The organism is Microbacterium sp. GW821-FHT01D02 (assembly GCF_059422585.1).
The window spans coordinates 1-17485 of record NZ_JBWKXB010000001.1; the positions used below are offsets into that span (position 1 = coordinate 1).

Consider the following 17485-nt stretch of genomic DNA (forward strand, 5'->3'; position numbering starts at 1 on the left):
TGTTGAGTTCTCAAGGATCGGATGCTCCCACGACCCAGCCATCACAGCCAGGCCCGAAGGGCAACTTCTCTATCTTAGCCACCCCGTCTCGCTTGTCAAATCGGCGCGCCGGGCGGATCTTCGATCCGCTGCGCAGCTGATGACAGCCGCAGAAGAGGTGGATTCCCTATCCTAGACGCAAGCGCCTGATCTCTCAAGTGAGAGTGGATCGGGAGTGGTTCTCCGCTTGAGGGGGGTGAAGCTCTTGGCTCCTCCGCTTCCCTGTGGGGCGAACAAGTAATAAGTTACGTGGATCTCGGGGTTCTGGCAAATCGGGCCACACCACCCGGGCGTGTCGCCGCCGGGTGCTCGGCGGTTTCCTCCGGATCAGGCCCGTTTTCCGGCCGTCGGACGGCCCGGAGTACGATCGCGCCATGCGCTCACCTGCGAATCACCCGCTCCCCCCGCATGGTTCAGGACGGCGGATCGGCGGCGACGTCCACGGCCGCAGGGCCGACGAAACTCTGCTCACGCGGGTCCGCGGGGAGCTGCTGCTCGCAGAGGGCGACGGTGCGACATCGGTGGATCCGATCCCGCTCCCTTCACGCCTGGCCACCGGTGAGCTCGCCTGGGCGAGCGTGGCCGCAGCGATGCTCGCGGCCGGGCGCTCCCCCGCATCCCTGGACGCCGATCGGATCGCGACCGCGTACCGGAGCGACAGGGTGCTGACCATCGACGGGTCCGCCCCCTCGGTGTGGTCGCCGTACTCCGGGTTCTGGCGGACGAGCGACGGCTGGCTCCGCACGCACGGCAACTACGCGCACCACGCCGCCGGTCTGCGCCGAGGGCTGCAGCTCGGGGAAGGCGCCGACGCCGCTGCGGTCGCCGATGCACTCGCGGAGCGCACGACAGATGAAGCCGTCCGGTCGATCTCGAGCTCCGGCGGGCTCGCCGTACCGGTCGCGGCCGAGGACCCGGCAGCAGACCGGTCACTCCGGGAGAATCCCCTGCTCGAGATCACCCGTGTGGACGTGACGACCGATCCGCGGTCCCGGGCCGCGCACCCGCCCGCCCCGCAGCCCGGGGCCCTTCCCCTCCGTGGCATGCGGGTGCTGGATCTCACCCGGGTCATCGCGGGTCCGGTCTGCACCCGCACCCTCGCTCTGCTCGGAGCCGACGTCCTGCGCATCGATCCGCCGCACCTGCCGGAACCGGACTGGCAGCACCTCGACACCGGACACGGCACGCGGTCGGCACTGCTCGACGCACGCTCACCGAGGATGCAGGAGCTGCTCGCCGCCGCCGATGCCGTCGTGCTCGGATACCGCCCCGCCGCTCTGGACCGGCTGGGGCTGAACCCGGAGGCTCTCGCCCATCGATACCCGGGTCTCGTCGTCGCGCAGCTCAGCGCCTGGGGTATCGATCAGCCCGATCGCGCGGGCTTCGACAGCCTCGTGCAGGCGGCTTCCGGGATCGCGCTCGTCGAATCGTCGGACGGCGACACCCCGGGAGCGCTTCCTGCTCAGGCGCTGGACCACAGCGCCGGCTACCTGCTCGCCGCAGCGGTGACGACGCTGCTCGACCGCCGCTCATGCGAAGGCGGCTCCTGGTATGTGCGGACCTCGCTCCGCCGGGTCGCGGCAGAATTGCTCGGGATGCCACGCCGCGGGGAGCCGGGAGCCGAGACCGTGCTCGACCTCGAGCCCCACCTCGCGCGCTTCCGCGTCGCGGGGAAGACACTCGTGACCTCAGGCCCGGCTCTCGCCGGCTTCGAGTTCGATGCGCCCCACCCCTGGGGATCGGATCAACCCGTCTGGTGACGGCGGCCGCGCACGGCCAGCACGACGCACAGCACCAGGGTGATCGCACCCCAGAGCGCACACGCGGGAGGCAGAACCCGATAGGCCAGGTGCTGCACGGTGAACTCCGCATCGAGCGGACCGAGGACGACGAGCCCTCCGACCCAGGCGCCCACGAGGATCACCGGGAGCGACACCCACCACGCCACGCGCACACTCTGCGGAAGCCACTGCACGACGACGGGACGCGGGGTGCGCCGACGCAGCCACAGCAGCGCCCAGATGCCGATGATGGCGAGGCCGATGACGCTCGAGCCGTGCTGCAGCCACTTGAATCCGAGCAGCGGACCCCACATCTCGTCGAGCCCGGGGAACAGCTGCACGCCCCAGCGCCCTTCATGCGTGAAGAGATCCCAGAGGATGTGCGAGAGCACCCCGATCACGAGCGAGGCGGCGAGCAGGAACGGGTACGAGCGCTTCTGCCCCACACCGACCGCGGCACCCGCGGCGGCGATGCCCCCGTCGCGCCAGTCCTCCGGCAGCCGACGAGCCAGCCATCGCGGGGAGAGCTCCGGCACCGCGGGACGCAGCACGACCCGCCACACCAGGAACAGCACGAAGGCGAGCAGCGCCGTCCACACCACGTTGCCGAACGTGTGGGTGAACGAGTAGTTCAGTCCGACACCCCGCAGGAACAGCGGGAGATCCGGCGTCATCGCGCCGATCGCGATCGCCGCCGGCACCAGCGGTGTGCGGATGAACGGCAGCGCGACCAGTGCGTGGCTCGGCGTGAACGGCATCTGTCAGGGCTCAGCCGAGGAAGACGCCGGCGAGGGTCTTCTTGCCGCGGCGGAGCACGGACACTCCCCCGGGCAGCGTGCCCCGGACCGTGGCAGCCTCATCCTCGACACGTTCGCCGTCGAGCGAGACACCGCCCTGCACGATCGCCCGTCGGGCCTCCGACAGGCTCGCCACCAGACCGGTCGCGACCAGCGCCTCGACCACCGATATCTCAGCCGCGACCGTCGCGTTCGGGAGCTCGTCCAGCGCCGTGCGGAGGGTGTCCGCATCGAGCGCGCTCAGGTCGCCCTGCCCGAACAGGGCCTCGGATGCCGCGATCACGGCGGCCGTGGCGTCGATGCCGTGCACGGTCGCGACCACCTCGAGCGCGAGGCGCTTCTGGGCGGCGCGACGGAACGGCTCCGTCTCCACCAGCTGCGCGTACTCCTCGATCTCGGACCTGCTGAGGAACGTGAAGACCTTCAGGCGATCGATCACGTCGGTGTCCGCCGTGCTCAGCCAGAACTGGTACATCCGGTACGGGCTGCACATCTCCGCGTCGAGCCAGATCGCGTTGCCCTCGCTCTTGCCGAACTTGGTGCCGTCGCTGTTGGTGATCAGCGGAGTGCCGATCGCATGCGCGGACCCGCCCTCGGCACGCCGGATCAGGTCGGTGCCGCTGGTGAGGTTGCCCCACTGATCGGATCCGCCGGTCTGCAGGACGCAGTCGTACTGGCGGTACAGCTCGAGGAAGTCCATGCCCTGGAGGATCTGGTAGCTGAACTCGGTGTAGCTGATGCCCTCGTCTGAGTTCAGCCGCGCGGCGACGGCATCCTTCTTGAGCATCGTGCCGACCCGGAAGTACTTGCCGACCTCGCGCAGGAAGTCGATCGCGCTCAGCGGCGCCGTCCAGTCCAGGTTGTTGACGATGCGCGCGGCGTTGTCGCCCTCGAAGCTGAGGTACCGCTCCACCTGGGCGCGCAGGCGACCGACCCACTCCTCGACGGTCTCGCGCGTGTTCAGCGTGCGCTCGGCCGTGGGGCGCGGGTCGCCGATGAGCCCGGTCGATCCGCCGACGAGGCCGAGCGGCTTGTGCCCGGCGAGCTGGATGCGGCGCAGCGTCAGCAGTTGCACCAGGTTGCCGAGGTGCAGGCTGGGAGCCGTCGGGTCGAACCCGCAGTAATACGTGATGGGGTCTCCCGCGAGCAGGGCGCGCAGCGCCTCCTGGTCGGTGGACACGTGGACCAGACCACGCCACACGAGTTCGTCCCACACGTTCTCGAACGTGGGGTCGATCGCCTGGGGTGCGGTCGTCAGAGCGGGAGTTGACACGCGCTCCAGGCTATCAGCGCCGCGCACCGCCGAATCGCCTCAGACCTGCTCGTCGAGGAGCGCGATCTCCTCGACGGACAGGGAGATCGAGGCAGCATCCATCGCGACATCCAGCTGATGGATCTTGCTGCCTCCGAGGATGGGACGGATGCCGCGCGCGAGCAGCCACGCCAGCACGATCTGCCCTCGACCGAGGCTCCGCGCCTCGGCGATCTCGTCCAGAGCCGCGAGCCGACGCGCACTCCCGGGGTGGTCGTACACCTCGGGCACAGGCTTCTCGAGGTTGTCGTAGGCACCGGAGAGCAGCGGGGTGTACGCCCAGATATCGATCCCGTTCGCCCGGGAGAAGTCCCGCTGCTCGTCGCTCAGCACGCCGAAGGGGTGCGCGACCCCGGGAGGAAGCGTCCCCGGCCGCGTACGAAGATACGTGCTGTTCAACTGGAACGCGTCGATGGGAACGCTTCCGATGGACCTCGCGTGCGCACGGGCGCGCTCGATGCGCCAGGCCGGGTGGTTCGACGCGCCGACGCGGCCCACCGTGGCGTCGGCGGTGAGCGCCGCAAGGGCATCCACCGTGTCCTCGATCGCGACCGCCCGATCCTCCTGGTGCAGCCAGAGAAGGTCGATCCTGTCGACGCCCAGGCGTTCGAGGCTCCCTTCGACGGCAGCGCGGATCGCACGCGGAGAGAGCCCTGCCCGATGCTCGGGCCACGATCCGGGCCAGAGGGGCTCGGCACCGACCTTGGTCGAGATGCGGACCTGCGCTCGTGCATGCGGTCGCTCCGCGAGCCAGCGTCCGAGCACTTCCTCGGAGGCCCCTCCCTGCCCCGTCTCGCTCGACCAGAAGCTGTAGCAGTCCGCGGTGTCGATCCAGATGCCGCCGCGGTCGACGAATCGGTCGAGCAGGGCGAAGGAGGTCTCTTCGTCGACGAGCGTTCCGAAGGACATCGCCCCGAGGACGAGCGGGGATGCAGAGCTGTTCGCGTTGGTCATGATTTCACTGTGCAACCTGGAGTGCACTCCAGGTCAAGTCCTATGCTCGGGCCATGACGACCTACACGCCGGCGGAGACCGCGGCCCGCTCCGGATTCAGCATCGACACGCTCCGGTACTACGAGCGCGAGGGCATCCTCCCCGCGGTCTCGCGCACGGCCGGCGGGCATCGCGCATACACCGATGCCGAGCTCGGGCTCCTGGAGTTCCTCAAGTGTCTCCGCGAGACCGGCATGCCGGTGGAGAGGCTGCGCCGCTACGGCCAGCTCTGCCAGCGCGAGGACACGATCCCGGAGCGGGTAGCGCTCCTCGAGGAGCACGCGGCGACGGTCGAGATCCAGCTCGCCGAGGTCCTCGCCCAGCAGCGGCGTCTCACGGAGAAGCTGGACTGGTACCGATCGTTGGACTGAACCGCCGCTCAGCTGTGCGCGGCCCACCACACGAGGAAAGCACCGCCGAGGGCGATCACCCAGCTCACGAGGCTGCCGACGAGGAAGTACTCGGCTCTGGCGCCGGTCTCGCCATCGCGCGAGATCTCCGGGAATCGGACGATGCCCTTCGCCGCGAGCATCGCCGCGAGGATCGGGTACGCCGCTGCGAGCGTGAGGATGAGGATGAGGATGCGCTCGAGCGGGCCGATCAGCCGTCCGCCCTTGAAGCCCGAACGCGAGTCCGGGGCCGCCGCGACCGCGGTGGGCTCTCCCCCGGCAGCGGACCCCGCGGGTGCGACCGGTGCGACGGTGGTGGCAGCGGTGTCGGTCACTGTGCTGGCAGCGGTGTCGCCGGCGGCCGTCGCGTCGACGGGCGCGTCGGCGACCTGCTCCGCGGGGCGCCAGGTGTGCTCGCCGTCGAGGGCCGCGCGCACCACGAGGTTCGCGGACTCCAGGAGGAAGGCGGACAGCCCCAGCACCAGCATCGCGAGGTCGAAGGAGACCTCGCCGAACGGTGAGCGCAGCTGCCAGACCGCTCCGACGAGTCCGGCGTGCGCACGACCGCCCGTCCAGACCACCGCTCCGACGACGACGAGGGCGAGGACGACGGCGGGCCAGAACCCCGCGGGCGACGGCCGGTCGTCCGGCATGCACCAGACCCACAGTGCGCCCGCGACGAGCGCGACGACCATGGGCAGGAGGGCGTCGCTGACGCTGCCGAGCAGGAGCAGCACGACGGCGGCCGCGAGATAGCCGATCCACCGTCGCGGCACGAACTGGCGCACGAGATCGGCGGCGCCGACCGCGAGGAGGACGAATCCGGCGAGGATCATTCGGTCGCTCCCCGCAGGGCGCTCAGCCCTTCGATGAGCGCCGCGGCCCCGGCGCTGCGCAGCGACTTCGAGACGCTCGGCTGGGAGATCCCCTCCTGCGCGGCGAGCTCCTGCTGGGACCGGCCGACGGCCCGACCGTAGGTGAGCCGCCGCTCGCGCTCGCTCATCGCGCCCACCAGCTCGTCACGCGCGAGGAGGTACGCGTTCGACGCCGCGATCGTGGTCTCCATGACCTCATCCTGCCCCGGGGCTCCGACAATCCAGGTGCGGGTGCGCGGCACGGCGCGCTGCTCGCGGGAGTGGACGGTCTCGATCGCGGCACGTGCGGCGTACCACCCCGGCCCGTCGGCGAGCTCACCGTGGACGGACTCGACCGCGCGCACCTCGCCGACGCCGAGGCCGAAGCGGAAGGCGATGCCGTCGGGCAGACGCAGCTGGATCATGAGCAGCGAGGTGAGGGCGTCGCCGAGATCGAGGTAGACACCCTGCTGCTCGTCTCCCACCGTGGGGGTGAGCGGCTGGGCGGCGAGCGGAAGGTCCTGTTCGACCCGGGCGATGGTCTCATCCAGCACGCGCTGCGCGGCCCCGCGATCCCCCAGTCCACGGGAACCCACGATGTCGGCGATCACGGCGATGACCATGCGATAACCTTATCATGAATATTCACCGCTTTATGCCTTATTTGGTTATGGAATGGAATTATGCCTGAATCGCGCATCATCCCGTGGAGCGAAGGAACCTGGACGCACGCTCCGGCCGCTGTCGCGGACGCCGAGCACTTGGACGTCACCGCCGTCGAGGGCAGCGACGCCTGGCGCCACACCGCCTACGGCTTCGTGCACGACACCGAGCACGCCCTGCTCGCGCCTCTCGCCGTGGGCGAGGCCATGGAGGTCTCGTTCCGCGCCCCGTGGGACGGCCAGTTCGACCAGGCGGGCGTGTTCGTGCGGGTCGACGACGAGCACTGGGTGAAGACCGGCCTGGAGTACGCCGACGATCACCTCGGGCTCGGCGCCGTCGTCACCGCCGGCACGTCGGACTGGTCGGTGGGACACGTCGACGACTGGCTCGAGAGCGAGATCACGGTCCGCGTGAGCCGCTGGGCGGATTCCGTGATCGTGCGCGCCCGCGCGGACGACGGCCCCTGGCGGCTGGTCCGGGTCGCGCCGTTCGACGGCGAGGCCGCGGCTTCGGCCGGACCGTTCCTCGCCGCGCCGACCCGGGCCGGACTCACCGTGCGGTTCACCCGCTGGGAGCGGTCGGCGGCCGACGCCGAGCTGCACTGAGCCCGGACGGCCGCCGACCGCGCTCCGGCTAAAGGCCGAGGGCGTGTGCGGCGGCCTGCGCGCGAGCGACGAGCTCGGCGCGCTGCTCCGCCACTCGGACCGGCGCCGTACCGCCCGCGCCGGTCCGGGAGGCGACGGATCCTTCGATCGTGAGCACCTCGCGCACCTCGGGCACGAGGTGCGCCGACACCGACAGCAGCAGCTCGTCGGAGGCGTCTTCCAGTCCGATCCCCTGCTCCTCGCAGGCGCGGACCAGCGCACCGGAGATCTCGTGGGCGTCGCGGAACGGCACCCGGCGCTTCACGAGCCACTCCGCGACGTCCGTCGCGAGCGAGAAGCCCTGCGGCGCGAGGGCCGCCATCCGCTCGGTGTCGAAGCGCAGGGTCGCGATCATGCCGGCGAAGGCCGGGAGCACGACCTCGAGGGTCTGCACCGAGTCGAAGACCGGCTCCTTGTCCTCCTGCAGATCGCGGTTGTACGCGAGCGGGAGGCCCTTGAGCGTCGCGAGCAGGCCGGACAGGTTGCCGATGAGTCGACCGGACTTGCCGCGCGCGAGCTCGGCGATGTCGGGGTTCTTCTTCTGCGGCATGATGCTCGACCCGGTCGAGTACCCGTCGTCGAGCGTCACGAAGCCGAACTCGCGGGTGTTCCAGAGGATGATCTCCTCGGACAGGCGCGAGAGGTCGACGCCGGTCATGGCCGTGATGAAGGCGAACTCCGCCACGACGTCGCGGGCGGCGGTGCCGTCGAGGGAGTTCTCCGCCGGACGGTCGAGGCCCAGCTCCGTCGCCACGAGGGCGGGGTCGAGGCCGAGCGTGGAGCCGGCCAGGGCTCCCCCGCCGTAGGGCGAGACGCCCGCGCGGCGGCGCCAGTCCACGAGCCGCTCGAGCTCGCGCACCAGCGGCCAGCCGTGCGCCTGCAGGTGGTGGGCCAGCAGCACGGGCTGGGCATGCTGCAGGTGCGTGCGTCCGGGGAGGATCGCGTCGGGGTGCGCCTCCGCCTGCGCCACCAGGGCGTCGATCACGCGCAGGATGTCGCGGGCGATCACCCGCGCGTGGTCGATCAGGTACATGCGGACGAGGGTCGCGATCTGGTCGTTGCGGCTGCGTCCGGCGCGCAGGCGTCCGCCCAGCTCCGGTCCGAGCTCCGCGATCAGCGCCTGTTCGAGCGCACCGTGCACGTCCTCATCGGTCGGCACCGGGCGCAGGGTGCCGTCGGCGACCTTGCGCGCCACGGCGTCGAGGCCCTCGTGCATCCGCTGCGCCTCGTCGGACTCGAGGTAGCCGGCGGCCTCGAGAGCCGTCGCGTGCGCATGTGAGCCGGCGATGTCGTACGGCGCGAGGATCCAGTCGAAATGCGTGGAGCGGCTGAGCTCCACCAGCTCGGGCGAGGGTCCGGTGGCGAAGCGTGCGCCCCAGAGCGCGCCCTCGTTGGTGCCTTCGTGCGTCGAGTCGGCCATCACGCGTCCTTCTTGCCGAGCAGCCAGACCAGGAGGGCCTTCTGCGCGTGCAGCCGGTTCTCCGCCTCGTCCCAGACCACGCTCTGCGGACCGTCGATGACCGACGAGTCGACCTCGTAGCCGCGATCGGCGGGGAGGCAGTGGATGAAGATCGCCTCCGGGTCGGCGAGGGTCATCGTCTCGGGCGTGACCTTGTAGCCCCCCAGGTCGCGGATGCGCGCGAGCTTCTCCTCCTCCTTGCCCATCGAGACCCAGGTGTCGGTCACCACGACGTCGGAACCGGCGGCCGCCTCGACCGGGTCGGTGTAGAGGGTGATCGAGCCACCGGTCTCGGCGGCCCGGCGGTCGGCGGCCTCGATCACGTCGGCGCGGGGCGCGTAGTCCTCGGGCGAGGCGATGCGCACGTGCATGCCGGCGGTGACGCCCGCGAGCGCGTAGGAGTGCGCCATGTTGCTCTGCCCGTCCCCGAGGAACGTGAGCGTGAGCCCCTTCAGGTCGCCCTTGTGCTCGCGGATCGTGAGCAGGTCGGCCAGCAGCTGGCACGGGTGGAAGTCGTCCGACAGGGCGTTGATGACCGGCACCCGCGTGCCCGCGGCCATCTCCTCGAGCCCGGACTGCGCGTAGGTGCGCCACACGATGGCCGCGACCTGCCGCTCGAGCACCCGGGCGGTGTCGGAGGGGGTCTCCTTGCCGCCGAGCTGGCTGCTCGCGGTGGAGATGATCAGCGGAGAGCCACCGAGGTCCGCGATGCCCACCGCGAACGAGACGCGGGTGCGCGTGGAGGACTTGTCGAAGATGACGGCGACCGTCTGCGGCCCGGCGAGGCTCTTGTCGGCCCAGCGATCCTTCTTCAGTTCGAGCGCGAGATCGAGGATCTCGGCCTGCTCGGCGGGCGTCAGGTCGTCGTCACGCAGCAGGTGGCGGGTCATGCGGATACCTTTCCGGCTACAGAGGCCTGGACGTCGGCGAGGGCGGCCGTGAACAGCTCGCGGAACTCCGCGAGCTCGGCGTCGCCGATGGTGAGCGCCGGCGCGATGCGCACGGTCTCGGGGTTGGCGGCGTTGACGATGAGACCGCGCTCCTGCGCGGCTGCGACGACGGCACCGGCGACCGGCTCGGTCAGCGCGACGCCGACGAGCAGACCGCGACCGCGCACACCGGCGATCAGCGGGGAGCCGATGCCGAGCAGCAGCTCGCGCAGCTCCGCACCGCGGCGGGCGGCGTTCTCGACCAGCCCGGCACGCTCGATCTCCGCGAGCACCGCGTCGGCGACGGCGGTCGCGAGCGGGTTGCCGCCGAAGGTGGAGCCGTGCGAACCGGGGGTGAAGAGCGCGCTGGCCGCACCGTAGGTGACCAGGGCGCCGATCGGGAAGCCGCCGCCGATGCCCTTGGCGAGCGTGATGGCGTCGGGCGTGATGCCCTCGTGGCTGAAGCCGAACCACTCGCCGGTCCGACCGGCGCCGGTCTGGATCTCGTCCACGATGAGCAGTGCGCCGTGCGCCAGGGTCAGCGAGCGTGCGGCGGCCAGGTAGCCCTCCGGCAGCTCGACGACACCGGCCTCGCCCTGGATCGGCTCGACGATGATGGCCGCGACGCGGTCGTCCATCGCCGCTTCCAGCGCCTCGATCGTGGCCGGGATGTGCTCGACGCCGGCGGGCATCGGCTCGAACGGTGCACGCATGGACGCCTTCGCGGTCAGCGCGAGCGAGCCCATCGTGCGGCCGTGGAAGCCGTTCTCCAGCGCGAGGATGCGCGGACGCTCGGCGCCGCCGTGGAGGCGGGCGAGCTTGAAGGCCGCCTCGTTGGCCTCGGCGCCCGAGTTCGAGAAGAACACGCGCCCGTCGAGGCCGGCGCCGGCGAGGCGCTTGAGCCGTGCGGCGAGCGCGAGCTGCGGCGGGGTCGCGAAGTAGTTCGACACATGGGCGAGCGTCGCCGCCTGCGTCGACACGGCTTCGACGAAGGCCGGGTGCGCATGGCCGAGCGAGGTGACCGCGATGCCGGCGAGGAAGTCGAGGTGGCGTCGGCCGTCGGCGTCCCACAGGTACGAGCCCTCACCGCGGACCAGCAGCGCGAGCCGCTCCCCCGCGTTGAGCACGAGATCGCGTGCCGCATCGTCCTGCCAGACGGTCATCCCGTCACCTCCGACTTTCCCAGGACCACTTCGGTCCCGATTCCCTTGCTGGTGAACAGTTCGACGAGCACCGAGTGCGGCACCCGTCCGTCGATGATGGCCGCCGCGTCGACGCCGCCCTCGACCGCGTCCAGGCACGCGCGCATCTTCGGGATCATCCCCGACTCGAGCTTCGGCAGCATCTCGATGAGGGCTTCCGACGTCAGGTGCGACACGAGCGAATCGCGGTTCGGCCAGTCGGCGTAGAGCCCCGGCACATCAGTGAGGATCACGAGCTTGCGGGCCTTGAGCGCCACCGCGAGAGCCGCGGCCGCGGCATCCGCGTTGACGTTGAGGGACTGACCGGGGTGGTCGAGGTCGGGCGCGATGCTCGAGACCACGGGGATGCGGCCGGCCGCGAGGTGGTCGAGCACCGGGGTCGGGTCGACCTCGACGACATCGCCGACGCGACCGAGATCGACCTCTTCGCCGTCGATCACGACGCCGCGGCGGCGGCCGCCGAAGAGCCCGGCGTCCTCCCCGCTGAGGCCGGTCGCGATCGGACCGTGCGAGTTGATCTTGGAGACGAGCTGCGGGTTCACCTGCCCGGTGAGCACCATGCGCACGACGCTGATCGCCTCGGTGTTCGTGACCCGGTATCCGCCCTTGAACTCGCTGGGGATCTCGAGCCGCTGCAGCATGTTCGAGATCTGCGGGCCGCCGCCGTGCACGACGACCGGCAGCACCCCGACGTAGCGGAGGTACGCGATGTCCTGCGCGAAGGCGTCCTGCAGCTCCTCCGACACCATGGCGTTGCCGCCGTACTTGATCACGACGATCTGGTCGCGGAACTTCTTGAGCCACGGCAGCGACTCGATGAGCGTGGTGGCCTTCTGCGCGGCGACCTCGGCCGGAGTGTCCTGGATGTCGGTCATGAGGCGTAGGCGCTGTTCTCGTGCACGTAGTCGTGGGTGAGATCGTTCGTGAGGACGGTCGCGGTGGCGTCACCCGTCTTCAGGTCGATCACGAGGTGCGTGGCGCGCGGGGTCAGGTCGACCTCCTCGCGCGGACGGTCGGGGCCGCCCTCGGTGCACACGCGGACGCCGTTCATCCAGACGTCCACGTCGTAGGGGTCGAACTGCGCGCTCGTGGTGCCGATCGCGGCGAGCACGCGGCCCCAGTTCGGGTCGTTGCCGAAGATCGCGGCCTTGAAGAGGTTGTTGCGGGCCACGGACCGGCCCACCTCGACGGCATCCTGCTCGGAGACCGCGTGCTGCACCTCGATCGTGATGTCGTGGCTCGCGCCCTCGGCATCCCCCTGCAGCTTGACCGCGAGCTCCTGGCAGAGGTCCATCAGGGCGGCGGCGAAGTCGTCGAGGTCGGGCACGACCCCGGAGGCCCCGTTGGCGAGGAGCGTGACCTGGTCGTTCGTCGACATGCAGCCGTCCGAATCGAGCCGGTCGAAGGTCTTCCCCGTCGCCCGGCGCAGCACCTCGTCGGCCTGGAGCGGCTCGAGGACGGCATCGGTCGTGATGACCACGAGCATCGTGGCGAGGCCGGGCGCCAGCATGCCGGCGCCCTTCGCCATGCCGCCGATCGTCCAGCCGTCGCGGCTGATCACGGCGGTCTTCGCGACCGTGTCGGTGGTCATGATGGCCTGTGCGGCGAGCTCCCCGCCGTCGGCGCTGAGCTCGGCGATCGCCTGCTCGGTGCCGGCGAGCACCCGAGCGCGGAAGGTCTCGTCGCCGGTGCCGATGAGGCCCGTGGAGCAGATCAGCACGTCGCCGGCGCTGACGCCGAGGAGCTCGGCCGCCTTCTCGGCCGTCTGGTGCGTGGTCTGGAACCCGAAGGACCCGGTGAAGCAGTTCGCTCCACCGGAGTTGAGCACGACGGCCTCGACCACACGGTCGGCGACGGCCTGCTGCGACCAGATGATCGGGTTCGCCTTGGCGCGGTTGCTCGTGAAGACGGCCGCTCCGACCTTGCGCGGTCCGCGGTTGACGACGACGGCGACATCGGGCTTGCCGGTGGACTTGAGCCCCACGGCCACGCCGGCCGCCTCGAATCCTGCGGGGGCGGTGACGCTCATTGCGTTGCCTCGACGATCATGGTGCGACTCCGTTGACTGAGAGGGCGCGGGACTCGGGAAGACCCAGCGCGATGTTCATGGATTGGACGGCAGCGCCGGCGGTGCCCTTGACGAGGTTGTCGACCGCGGCGACGACGGTCACGCGGTTCGCGGCGCGATCGATCGCGAGACCGATCAGCGCGGTGTTGGCGCCGAGCACGTCGGCGGTGCGCGGGAAGCGTCCCTCCGGCAGCAGCTGGACGAAGGTCTCCTCGCCGTATGCGCTCTGCCAGGCGTCGCGGATCTGCGCGTCCGTCACGCCCTCGACGATCGGCGCGGTCGAGGTGGCGAGGATGCCCCGCGACATCGGGACCAGCACCGGCGTGAAGGAGATGCGGATCCCGTCGGCGTCGGCCCCGGAGGCCGCGGCGAGCGCCTGGCGGATCTCGGGGATGTGCCGATGCGTGCCGCCGACCGCGTAGGGGTTCGCGGTACCGAGGATCTCGCTGCCGAGGAGGTTCGTCTTGAGGCTCTTTCCCGCGCCCGAGGGGCCGACCGCCAGCACCGAGACGATGTCGGACGGGTCGATCACGCCGGCGGCGACACCGGGAGCGAGACTGAGGCTCACCGTCGACGCGTTGCAGCCCGGGGCCGCGATGCGCGTCGCCCCGCGCAGGTGCTCGCGCTGCTTGACCCCGTCGACCAGGAGCTCGGGGACGCCGTAGGTCCACGCCTCGTGGAAGGTTCCGCCGTAGAACGCGTCCCAGGCCGACGCCGAGGTGAGCCGGTGATCGGCCCCCGCGTCGATCACCAGCGGAGCGTCGCCGAGAGCGTCGGTGTACTGCCCCGACTGGCCGTGCGGGAGGGCGAGGAACACGATGTCGTGGCCGGAGAGGATCTCGGGCGTCGTGTCCTGCAGGGTGAGGTGCGCCAGCGAGCGGAGGTGCGGCTGATGGTCGACGAGAGGCTGTCCGGCGTTCGAGTGCGCCGTCACGGTGCGGATCTCGATGTCGGGGTGATCGGCCAGGAGGCGGAGGATCTCGCCGCCTGCGTAGCCGGATGCGCCGGAGACGGCGACGGAATACGTCATGCTTCTACCTTAACGGTCGGGCCCACGAGGAAATCGGGACCGGGGACGGGGCCGGAGGCGGCGACACCGGCACTCGACCGCCGTGCGTGCACAGGCAGGAGGGCGGGGTCGCCTACAGTCGGCGGCCGCGGCGTCGGCGCACAGCGATGACGCTCGGAGCGAGCGTCGAAGAAGCGGTGGCGGCCGAAGGCATGTCGCGACAGTAGCGCGGCCTCGGCAGCCACCGCAAATCCGACGCGTCATCCGCGGTCGCGCGACTCCAGCGGTGCCGCGAAGAACGCCAGCTCGTGCGCGCTGGACACCGCGAACGCGCGGTGCATCCGTGCGCGCGTCTCGGCATCCGCTCGGCTCGCGGCTTCCGTGGCGTGGGCGATCGCGGTCCGGGTCGCCTCCTCGAAGGACGGATCGGCGTAGGTCGCGAGCCACGAGGCGTACGGATGCCGCGGATCGCGGGCATCCTCCCCGAACTCCCCCGCGTGCAGGCGTCGCCCGAGGTCGGTGTAGAGCCAGAAGCACGGGAGGACGGCGGCGACGATCTCCGCGTAGTCACCGCCGAAGGCGACCGAGCGCAGATGGTCGAGGTAGGCGGTGGTCGCCAGTCCCGGCTCCGTCGCGAAGGTCGCCGCGCTGACGCCCTGCGCCGGCGTCAACCACGACGCGTGCAGTTCGAGCTCCCCGACGATCGAGCCGTGTGCGGACTCGGCCCAGAAGGCCTGCTCGTCGGATGTCGGGGCGAGGCGCGCGGCCTCCGCGAGGACGCGGGCGTATTCGCGGAGGTACAGCGCGTCCTGCGCCAGGTACGACAGGAACGGCTCCCGCTCCAGCGAGCCGTCGGCGAGGCCCCGGATGAACGGCAGATCGTCGATCCCCGCCCGGATGCCGGCGATGCCCTCCCACCACTCCGCCGCGATGTCGGCGGCCTCGGGTCGGGCAGCCGCTCCCCCGCGCTCCCAGAGCCCGGCGAAGTGGCTGATCGGGCCGTTGCCCTGCCCCACGCGGAGTCCGGCCCCCGCACGGATCGATTCGCGGAGCCAGGTGCGGGCGGCGCGCACGGCGGCACGCGGCTCCTCGCCCCGGGCGAGCAGGGTCGCGAGCGCCGACGAGAGCGAGCAGCCGGTCCCGTGCGTGTTCGCCGTGGCGATGCGGGCCCCCGGGAACTCCTGGCGCAGTCCCCGACGCGCGTCGACCAGTGCGTCCGGCGCCTCGTCGCCCGGGAGGTGGCCGCCCTTGACGAGCACGGCCGCGCCGATCTCGGCGGAGAGCTCCTCCGCGGCGGCGAGGGCGTCGGCCCAGTCGGCGATCTCGCGATCGGAGAGCACCGCGAGTTCGGCGAGGTTCGGGGTGATCAGGTTCGCGCGCCCGAGCAGGTCCCGCAGCGCCCGCTCCGCGTCCGGCGCCAGCAGCCGGTCGCCCGACGTGGCGACCATCACGGGGTCCAGCACCACGATCGGCGGGCGGACCTTTTCGAGCCAGTCCCCCACCGTGCGGATCACCTCCGCATCGGCCAGCATCCCGATCTTCACGGCGTCGACGGCGATGTCGTCCGACACCGCATCGAGCTGCGCACGGAGGAAGGCCGTCGGGGGCACGTGCACGTCGCGCACACCGCGGGTGTTCTGCGCCGTCAGCGCGGTGAGCACGGCCATGCCGTAGCCCCCGTTCGCCGCGATGGACTTGAGGTCGGCCTGGATGCCGGCGCCGCCCGAGGGGTCGCTGCCGGCGATGCTGAGCACGCGCGGCACGGACCCCGCGAGCCAACGGCGTCGGAACGCCTCCGCTGCCGCCGAGGGATCCTCGACCGCGCACAGCGCCGAGACCACGGCGAGTCCGGCCGCGCCGGCCGCGTGCAGGGCCTCGGTGTCGTCGATGCCGACCCCGCCGATGGCCACGCACGGGACGGGACTGCTCGCGACGAAGGCGGCGAACCCGTCCACGCCGAGCGGCGCCGGGTGGTCCGGCTTCGTGGCGGTCGGACGGATCACCCCGACGCCCAGATAGTCGACGGTGCCGTGGGGCAGCGCGCGGACCGCCTCGAGGTGTGCCGGAGTGTTCGCGGTCAGACCGATCAGCGCGTCCGGCCCGAGCGCCTCCCTGGCGCGGAGCACGGACTCGTCGCCCTGTCCGAGGTGCACCCCGTCGACGCGCGCACCGCGCTCGCGGGCGACCAGTGCGGCCTCCAGGCGGTCGTTCACGACGAGCAGCGCCCGCCCGTCGATCGCCTGCGACAGGGCGACCAGCTGCTCGACGGTCTCGGCGTCGGTCGCGGCCTTGTCGCGCAGCTGCACGATGCGCACCCCGCCGTCGACGGCCCGGCGGACGGTCTCGACGACGCCGCGCTCTCCGCAGAGCGCGGCGTCCGTGACGAGATAGAGCGAGAGGTCGGCGATCACCGCACGTCCTCCTCGACACGCGCGCCGGCGAGGACGTCGTCCCCGGTCACCGCGGCGAGCGCATCCAGCAGGGCGACGGCGAAGCTGCCCGGTCCGCGGGAGTCCTCCGCCGCTCGCTCGGCCGCGATCGTGTACACGAGGCTCGCGGCCGCGACGGTCGAGAGCGCATCGTGCCCCGTGTCCCTGGCGGCCCCGAGGAAGGCGGCCATCACGGCGCCGAGTGCGCAGCCGCCGCCCGTGACGCGGGTCAGCAGCTCATGCCCGTTCGCGATGCGGAGGACCCGCTCACCGTCGGTGATGAGGTCGACCGGCCCGGACACGGCGACGATGGCGCCGACGCGTCGCGCGAGAACGCCGGCGGCATCGGCCGCGGCATCCGTGCTGTCGGTGGCATCCACTCCACGGCCGCCGGCGCTGAGACCGGCGAGGGCGAGGATCTCGGACGCGTTGCCGCGGATCGCGGTCGGGCGCAGCTCGACCAGCCGGTGGGCCAGGGCCGTGCGGACCGGCAGCACGCCGATGGCGACCGGGTCGAGCACCCAGGGGGTGCCGGATGCGGTCGCACCCGCGACCGCCTCCAGGGTCGCCGTCCGCTGCTCGGGCGTGGGGGTGCCCAGGTTGACCAGCAGCCCGGAGGCGACGCCGGCGAACATCTCGGCCTCGCCGACGATGTCGACCATGGCGGGGGCGGCTCCCAGGGCCAGCAGCACGTTGGCGGTGAATCCGGTCACGACGGCGTTGGTGATGCAGTGCGTCAGCGGAGGCGCCTGTCGCAGCACCCCCAGCAGCGTCGCGGCCGAGCCGGCGAGGTCGATGGTGGAATCAGGACGCAGAAGATCGCTCAATGCGACATCCCTTCGCTAGTACGAACTAGATCAGGTTCGACGGGTCTGTTCTCAGCCGCGGTTCGCGGCACCCCGTGTCACTGCTCAGAG

General features: G+C 71.3%; 16 protein-coding genes and 1 riboswitch. Of the genes, 3 read left to right on the forward strand and 13 right to left on the reverse strand.

What is annotated here, in order from left to right; genetic code table 11:
- Positions 1-413 precede the first annotated feature (413 nt).
- On the forward strand, positions 414-1799 hold the full coding sequence (locus AC07VM_RS00005; RefSeq protein WP_494909510.1) for a CoA transferase: 1386 nt from the start codon (positions 414-416) through the stop codon (positions 1797-1799).
- Here AC07VM_RS00005 and AC07VM_RS00010 read toward each other — a convergent pair.
- From AC07VM_RS00010 to AC07VM_RS00020, 3 genes are read right to left on the reverse strand one after another with little or no spacing between them, the layout of a single operon-like run.
- On the reverse strand, positions 1784-2578 hold the full coding sequence (locus AC07VM_RS00010; protein ID WP_494909511.1) for a DUF4184 family protein: 795 nt from the start codon (positions 2576-2578) through the stop codon (positions 1784-1786). The two genes, AC07VM_RS00005 and AC07VM_RS00010, sit on opposite strands and share 16 nt — an antisense overlap.
- A 10-nt stretch (positions 2579-2588) precedes the next feature.
- Positions 2589-3890, reverse strand: coding sequence for a tyrosine--tRNA ligase (gene tyrS / locus AC07VM_RS00015; RefSeq protein WP_494909512.1), 1302 nt, complete (start codon positions 3888-3890; stop codon positions 2589-2591).
- A 39-nt stretch (positions 3891-3929) separates the two neighbouring features.
- Positions 3930-4883, reverse strand: coding sequence for an aldo/keto reductase (locus AC07VM_RS00020; RefSeq protein ID WP_494909513.1), 954 nt, complete (start codon positions 4881-4883; stop codon positions 3930-3932).
- A 53-nt stretch (positions 4884-4936) separates the two neighbouring features.
- Between AC07VM_RS00020 and AC07VM_RS00025 the strand changes: the two genes are divergently transcribed.
- Entirely contained in the window at positions 4937-5293 is a 357-nt protein-coding gene (locus AC07VM_RS00025; protein WP_494909514.1) for a MerR family transcriptional regulator, read from the forward strand.
- A gap of 8 nt (positions 5294-5301) precedes the next feature.
- On the opposite strand, the gene AC07VM_RS00030 is transcribed toward AC07VM_RS00025, so the two are convergent.
- Both AC07VM_RS00030 and AC07VM_RS00035 read right to left on the reverse strand, forming a co-directional pair.
- On the reverse strand, positions 5302-6147 hold the full coding sequence (locus AC07VM_RS00030; protein ID WP_494909516.1) for a hypothetical protein: 846 nt from the start codon (positions 6145-6147) through the stop codon (positions 5302-5304).
- The gene (locus AC07VM_RS00035) at positions 6144-6788 is read right to left on the reverse strand and encodes a SatD family protein (RefSeq protein WP_494909517.1); all 645 of its coding nucleotides are present in this window, start codon (positions 6786-6788) and stop codon (positions 6144-6146) included. Before AC07VM_RS00035 ends, AC07VM_RS00030 begins: the two co-directional genes overlap by 4 nt.
- Before the next feature lie 60 nt (positions 6789-6848).
- Between AC07VM_RS00035 and AC07VM_RS00040 the strand changes: the two genes are divergently transcribed.
- Complete coding sequence (locus AC07VM_RS00040; protein WP_494909518.1) at positions 6849-7433, forward strand: DUF1349 domain-containing protein; 585 nt, start codon at positions 6849-6851, stop codon at positions 7431-7433.
- A gap of 28 nt (positions 7434-7461) precedes the next feature.
- Here AC07VM_RS00040 and argH read toward each other — a convergent pair whose 3' ends face one another.
- The 8 genes from argH to thiM form a co-directional block, all read right to left on the reverse strand.
- Positions 7462-8892 (reverse strand): argininosuccinate lyase, encoded by a 1431-nt coding sequence (gene argH, locus AC07VM_RS00045; protein WP_267415164.1) that lies wholly within the window; start codon positions 8890-8892, stop codon positions 7462-7464.
- Positions 8892-9821: an ornithine carbamoyltransferase gene (gene argF, locus AC07VM_RS00050; protein WP_267415165.1), complete on the reverse strand. Its 930-nt coding sequence runs from the start codon at positions 9819-9821 to the stop codon at positions 8892-8894. The genes argH and argF overlap by 1 nt, the downstream gene beginning before the upstream one ends.
- Complete coding sequence (locus tag AC07VM_RS00055) at positions 9818-11023, reverse strand: acetylornithine transaminase (RefSeq protein ID WP_267415167.1); 1206 nt, start codon at positions 11021-11023, stop codon at positions 9818-9820. Before AC07VM_RS00055 ends, argF begins: the two co-directional genes overlap by 4 nt.
- Positions 11020-11937: an acetylglutamate kinase gene (argB, locus tag AC07VM_RS00060; protein WP_267415168.1), complete on the reverse strand. Its 918-nt coding sequence runs from the start codon at positions 11935-11937 to the stop codon at positions 11020-11022. Before argB ends, AC07VM_RS00055 begins: the two co-directional genes overlap by 4 nt.
- Positions 11934-13091 carry a bifunctional glutamate N-acetyltransferase/amino-acid acetyltransferase ArgJ gene (gene argJ / locus AC07VM_RS00065; RefSeq protein WP_494909519.1) on the reverse strand — a complete coding sequence of 386 codons (1158 nt, stop codon included), beginning with the start codon at positions 13089-13091 and terminating at the stop codon, positions 11934-11936. Before argJ ends, argB begins: the two co-directional genes overlap by 4 nt.
- A gap of 16 nt (positions 13092-13107) precedes the next feature.
- A complete protein-coding gene (argC, locus tag AC07VM_RS00070) occupies positions 13108-14160 on the reverse strand; it encodes an N-acetyl-gamma-glutamyl-phosphate reductase (protein ID WP_494909520.1) in 1053 nt (350 codons plus the stop codon).
- Between the two features lie 239 nt (positions 14161-14399).
- Positions 14400-16550, reverse strand: coding sequence for a bifunctional hydroxymethylpyrimidine kinase/phosphomethylpyrimidine kinase (locus AC07VM_RS00075; RefSeq protein WP_494909521.1), 2151 nt, complete (start codon positions 16548-16550; stop codon positions 14400-14402).
- Complete coding sequence (gene thiM, locus AC07VM_RS00080; RefSeq protein WP_494909522.1) at positions 16547-17395, reverse strand: hydroxyethylthiazole kinase; 849 nt, start codon at positions 17393-17395, stop codon at positions 16547-16549. Before thiM ends, AC07VM_RS00075 begins: the two co-directional genes overlap by 4 nt.
- Positions 17386-17480: riboswitch (TPP riboswitch) on the reverse strand. It overlaps the preceding gene by 10 nt.
- Between the last annotated feature and the right edge of the window lie 5 nt (positions 17481-17485).